We start from the raw sequence: 6,110 nt of genomic DNA on the forward strand, positions 1-6,110 counted from the left end.
TAGGTACGATAAAAACGCGCCGCCCGCTGCGCCTCCGCCAACACTCTCGGGTTTCAATCCCTCATAGGTACGATAAAAAACGCTCGGCTTGATTGTTCGGCAAATTCAACCGCAATTTGTTTCAATCCCTCATAGGTACGATAAAAACCAAAAGCGTTTTGCTCACGCCCATATCAAAGTGGGAGGTTTCAATCCCTCATAGGTACGATAAAAACTCAGAGTCGGAACTGGATAAGTTGCTCGAACATTGTCTGTTTCAATCCCTCATAGGTACGATAAAAACCGTTGATGTCGTGATGGTCGGTGGTTCTCCCCTCGTTGTTTCAATCCCTCATAGGTACGATAAAAACTTACAAAACCACCTAAATGACCAACAAATCCATTTTGGTTTCAATCCCTCATAGGTACGATAAAAACCAATGACAATATCTCCTATTTTTGGCGGATGAAAATGAGTTTCAATCCCTCATAGGTACGATAAAAACAAGTTCATGCGTGACAGAGCCGTTTACTTTTATAATTTGTTTCAATCCCTCATAGGTACGATAAAAACGATGCGGAACGTTAGGCGCCCCGTTGATGACATCTGAGTTTCAATCCCTCATAGGTACGATAAAAACTCCTCCTTCTCAAAGTGCTTTAGCCAACTCGACGAGGTTTCAATCCCTCATAGGTACGATAAAAACTAAACCAATTGCATTGGTTGTTTTTAATATTATGCCTGGTTTCAATCCCTCATAGGTACGATAAAAACCCCAAACCATACGCATCAAATCAAGCTTTTTCTCTCTGAGCTGTTTTCAGAATATCACGTTTCAAAAATTCTGTCAATACTGCTGAGCCGTGTTGGTTGTAGGATTTTGACGCAAAAAAACATTGTCGTCGATCCCCCGGGATTTTTGCACGATTGGAGGTCGACGACATTTGAAAGGCGGTCAGCTTTTGTTTTTCTCCATTCTCCCGTACTCTTCCCTCACCGCCGCCACGAGCGGGTGCCCACTTTCAAGCCCCGCGTATTGCCGAAGCGCGCCTTCGATTCCATGTTGGGCGATTGTTTGTTGAAGGGCGGCGGCTTCCACGTCGCGGTCGTCATCGAACCGCAGGAGGGCGGCGATTCCTTTAGCCAAGCCGTGCGGGACGTTGCCGAATAAAGCGCAATATTGCACGGCTGGCGCGACGAGGCGGTCGTTCGGCCCAAGTTTGCGGATCGGCGAGCGGGCGACACGGATGATGTCGTCGGACAGCGCCGGGTTCATGAATCGCCCGATCGTCGTGTCGATATACGCGCGGTGCTCATCTGCCTTCCAACCGTGCTTTTTCACCAACACCGCTCCGGATTCGCTGAGCGCCTGTTCGACATCCGCCCGAATGGCGCTGTCTTTCATCGCGTCTTGCACGGTTTCGTATTGCTTGAGGTAGCCTAAGTAGGCGGCAAGGGCATGGCCGGTGTTGACAGTAAATAACTTTCGTTCAATATACGGCCCTAAGTCAGCGACAAAATGCGCTCCTTGAATCGGCGGAACCGCGCCGATGACGTTGCGCGTTTCAATCGCCCATTCGAAAAACGGCTCGACCGTCACCGCCAGCGGATCATCGTTCGTTTGGTTTGGCACGATGCGGTCAACCGCGCAGTTGAGAAAGCCGACCGACTCGCCCGCCAGCTGTTGTTCGGCTTCGGAAAGATGGGCAAACACGTGCTGCTTCAACGTCTCCGTGCCGCCGATCATATTTTCGCACGCAATGACATGAAGCGGAGCTTGCCGGGCGGCCAGCCGCTGCTTGAGCCCGGCGGCGATGACCGGGGCGATGGCCGGCAAAATGTGCGGGCCGACGGCGGTCGTGACCAAATCAGCGGCGGCGATCGCCGCGATGACTTGCTCCCGCTCTGTTTGGCTGTTCAACGCCGAGACGCCGCGCACCCATTGTTCTTCTCGCTGCTCGCCGGCGACAATGACGCGATACTCCCCCCGCTCTTTCAGCAAACGGACGATTTGTCCATTGACATCAACGAACACGACGTCATATCCCGACGCCGCCAGCAGACTGCCGATAAAGCCGCGGCCGATGTTGCCGGCGCCAAAGTGGACGGCCCGCATCAGCCGTTCACCTCATTGAGCAGCGCAAGAATTTCTTCTTCTGTTTTGGCGTTCGCCATTGCTTCTACATGATCCGCTTCCGCACACACAAGCGCGAGTTGGGAGAGAATGTCCAAATGTTCGCCGTCTTTACCGGCAATGCCGATCACGATCGTGGCCATGTTGCCGCCGCCAAAATCGACGCCGCCTGGAACTTGCACGATCGAAATGCCGGACTGTTTCACGAGCGCTTTTGCCGCTTCCGTTCCGTGCGGAATGGCGACGTTGTTGCCGATATACGTTGATGTCAGTTCTTCCCGTTCAAGCATCGCATCAACATATGCCGGGGCGACATATCCTTGCTTAACCAACACCTCGCCGGCGAGACGGATCGCCTCTTCTTTCGTTTTTGGTTGTGCATTGAGCACAATGTTTTCTTTGTTTAAAATCGAATGGGTCAACATCTATTTCACTCCTTCATCGATATCCAATAATCATCGAAAAATTGTTCCAAATGACCGCTAATAAGCGAATACACTTCGTCTTCGCCGCCATAAGCCAACGTGGCCGCGCTTTGCTCGTCCTTTACGAGCAACGTGCTCACATGGCTTAATACTGAAAGCATCTCTTCATCCGCATCAGCAGGGCCGAGAAGCAACACAACCGTGTTGATCTCCATCGGCTCCCCGTCCATGCCGGGCACCGTTTGCGGCGCATCAAGTCGGTACATCGTCAGAGATGGACGAAGGACAGCGAAGCTTCGAGCGTGGTAAAGCGCCAGCGTCGTGCCAGGGACGCCAAGCCCGCCAAGCGACTCGCGGCGCCGCAGCTCCTCGATGACGACATCGGCATCGACGATGACGCCGCTTCGTTCGAGGCGGCGGCACGCGTCCGTCAATAGTTCATGAACAGAGCGCCTCTTGACCACCTCGAGGGAAAAACCGTCCAACAGGTGGACGACCGTCTCGCTGATGCGCCGAACCGCCTTCATCGCCTCGAGCGCTGGCCTGTTTCTCTGTGCGATTGACTCTTTCCTCATCCGCTTTTCAGCGGCTGATTTTCGCTCTAAAAATTCACGGATTGCCCGCGCTTCCTCTTCCGTCAACATCGGGCTGACGGTGAAATATGGGCCGCCTTCATCGGCCAGCGGCACGGTCGAGACGACAAGGTCATACGCGCTTGCATCTTTCTCTTTCCATTCAAACACGGACGCTTGTTCCAGCGAAACAATGTCCGGAATCTCTTTTTTCAGCCTCGTCGCTAAAATTTTCGCCGTCCCAAGCCCGCTCGAACAAATGACGAGCACCCGCCAGCCTTTTTTCTCCCGCATGAGCGCGGCGGCAAAATGGAGCACTAAATAGCCGATCTCCTCCTCAGGCATCGGGACGTTGCCAAACAGTTGCTTTGCCCCTTCTGCGACAATGGCGAACAGCTCCGCATAGTCCCGCTTAATTTGCTCAAGCAGCGGATTGGATACCCCCATCCCGTGCTCCAAGCGGTACAGGGCTGGCTTCAAGTGGACGACCAAATCTTCATACAGCGTGCGGTCGGCGGACAAATCGACGCCAAGTTCGCGGCTGACAAAGCGGATGAGTTGCTGCGCTTTCATGCCAACCGCCAAACTTGCCTCCTCCATCATCGTCCCTTGGCGGCTGCGCCATTTCGCTCCCATCAAGTGCATCGTCATATAGCCGATCTCCTCGCTGGGGATGGCAACGCCAAAGACTTTTTCCAACGATTCGGCGAGCACGCGAGCGATTTCGTATTCGTTCGTCGCTTGAAGCGTCTGCAAATCCCGCGGATCGAAGTGGATCGCTTCTCCCCGCTTGATGCGCTCGATCGCTAGAGCCAAATGGACGACAAAGGCGATGTACGAGCTATCGGCCATCGGAAACGGGAGCGTTTCTTTCACTTGCTCGATTTGCTGCTCAATGATGGCAAGCTTTTTCCGGTCGATGAACCCGAGCAGTTTTTCCGCCATCGTATCAAGCGGTTCGTCAGCGCGCCTTTGGATCGTCTCTTTCATGAGCGCCAAAAATTCGTGTTCATTCACATGGCGGAACAACAAATCGCTCATCAAGCGCCGTTTCGCCGATTCTGAACCGGCCAGTTCCACCCCGTATCCACGCTTGCGGATGAGCGAAAGTCCATACGTCTCGATTGTTTGTTCCAATTTGTCCAAATCAAAGCTGACAGTGGCGACCGTGACGTTCAAGTCATGGGCCAATGTGACGAGTTTCACTGGCTCGTTGGCTTCCAACAGCGCAATTAAAATCATGAGTTGCCGCTCTTCGGGGGTGTATTCATGATGAGAAAGGCGAAACAGCTCTGCGGCCAACGCCTGTTTGTTTTCTTCCTTCCCAACAAGGCGGATGCCGACACCCGCCTTTTTGACGAGCTCGAGCCCGTAACGGCGCAACACCGATTCGAGCCCTTGCAAATCGCGGTGGACCGTGCGGGCGCTGACATTCAGCTCCTCGGCCAGTTCGCCGACGGTCAAATCACGGTCGCTTGCCAACAAACGCTCAAGCAGCTTCCGCTCCCTTGCCGATACGTACATCGCCGTTCACCTCCCATCTTCGATCGTATTGTTGACAGGTTTAAATTGGCCAATCGGTTCTTCATCTCTTATTGTAAGGGCTTTTTTCTTGATTTGACAATGAAGAGATGTTTCATTTTCGTCATTGTTATTGTTGACAGTTTTTAATTTCACATTCATGATTCCTTTTTCGGCGCCAAAACCAACCCTGCTGGCCGGAAAACCGACTCGAAACAGCAGGCTGCCGTAAAACAAAACGCAGGGGGAACGCCATTTCCCCTGCGTTTCATGCCGACTTACGCGTTCTTTTTCAATTGTTCAATCAACTCATCGTACTTCGGGCTGCTTAAGAAGTTTTCGACCGATACGTGGTAGGCGTTCGGCAATTTTGCCTTCGCCCGGTCGGTTAAATTTTGATGGGTGACGACGATGTCGCGTCGGCCGGAAGCTGGTTGATCGCTGTGTTCGTCACTTCGATATCGAGCCCGGCTTTTTGCACTTTGTTGCGCAAAATCGACGCTCCCATCGCGCTTGAGCCCATTCCCGCATCACACGCAAAGACAATTTTTTTCACCCTTACAGGGACGGCCTGTTCCGCCACCGCCGCTGCCACTTCCTCTTGTTGCTGCAACGCGGCCGCCACTTGGCTCTTTTTTCCTTTCAGCTGTTCCATTTTTTCCGCCGCTTTCGCTAAATCTTCTTCCCCTTCCTTTTGTTTCGCCGATTTCAAGAACACCGACGCGACGAGGAACGATACCGCTGCGGCGACGAACACGCCGGCTAGCACGCCAAAGTAATTCCCTTTTGGCGTCATCGCCAGCAAGGCGAAAATGCTTCCCGGCGACGGCACGGCCACAAGCCCGGCGTTGAGGATGGTAAACGTGAACACCCCGCTCACGCCGCCTGCCATGGCTGCCAAAATCAAAATCGGGCGCATGAGAATGTACGGGAAGTAAATTTCATGAATCCCGCCAAGGAAGTGATGATGACCGCCCCCGGCGCCGATTGTTTCGCCATCCCCTTGCCAAACAGCCAATACGCGAGCAAAATCCCCAACCCTGGACCAGGGTTCGTTTCCAATAAGAACAAAATCGATTTCCCGGTTTTTGCTGCTTGCTCGACGCCAAGCGGACTTAAAATCCCATGGTTGATTGCGTTGTTCAAGAACAGCACTTTCCCTGGCTCGATGAACAAGTTCGCCAGCGGCAACAAATGCCAATCAATGATTTTTTCCACTCCGGCCGCTAATGTTTTGCTGATGAGCGAGATGACCGGGCCGACTCCTTTAAAGGCGAGCAGCGTCAACACGCCGCCGATAATCCCGGCTGAGAAGTTGTTGACAAGCATCTCAAATCCTTGCTTCACTTTCCCTTGGAACAATCCATCCACTTTTTTGATCACATAACCGCCAAGCGGCCCCATGATCATCGCGCCTAAAAACATCGGAATGTCCGAACCGACGATGACCCCCATCGTCGCCGTCGCCCCAACAACGC

Annotated in this window: 4 protein-coding genes, 1 pseudogene and 1 CRISPR repeat array; all 5 genes and pseudogenes read right to left on the bottom strand. The window is 53.1% G+C overall.

Features of this window, described 5'->3' with window-relative positions:
* The first annotated feature begins 50 nt into the window (after window positions 1–50).
* A CRISPR array of direct repeats spans window positions 51–754; the repeat unit is 30 nt; unit sequence GTTTCAATCCCTCATAGGTACGATAAAAAC.
* 181 nt (window positions 755–935) lie between these two features.
* Window positions 936–2,096, bottom strand: a complete 1,161-nt coding sequence (locus tag I656_RS00220) for a mannitol-1-phosphate 5-dehydrogenase (RefSeq protein WP_020756935.1) — start codon at window positions 2,094–2,096, stop codon at window positions 936–938.
* Complete coding sequence (locus I656_RS00215; protein ID WP_020756936.1) at window positions 2,096–2,539, bottom strand: PTS sugar transporter subunit IIA; 444 nt, start codon at window positions 2,537–2,539, stop codon at window positions 2,096–2,098. The genes I656_RS00220 and I656_RS00215 overlap by 1 nt, the downstream gene beginning before the upstream one ends.
* A gap of 5 nt (window positions 2,540–2,544) precedes the next feature.
* On the bottom strand, window positions 2,545–4,635 hold the full coding sequence (locus I656_RS00210) for a BglG family transcription antiterminator (RefSeq protein WP_020756937.1): 2,091 nt from the start codon (window positions 4,633–4,635) through the stop codon (window positions 2,545–2,547).
* A gap of 6 nt (window positions 4,636–4,641) precedes the next feature.
* Window positions 4,642–4,869: a hypothetical protein gene (locus tag I656_RS00205; RefSeq protein WP_020756938.1), complete on the bottom strand. Its 228-nt coding sequence runs from the start codon at window positions 4,867–4,869 to the stop codon at window positions 4,642–4,644.
* Between the two features lie 41 nt (window positions 4,870–4,910).
* Window positions 4,911–6,110, bottom strand: a pseudogene (locus tag I656_RS0117140) (PTS mannitol transporter subunit IICB); the annotation flags it as partial.

The organism is Geobacillus sp. WSUCF1, assembly GCF_000422025.1.
GTDB lineage: Bacteria > Bacillota > Bacilli > Bacillales > Anoxybacillaceae > Geobacillus > Geobacillus zalihae.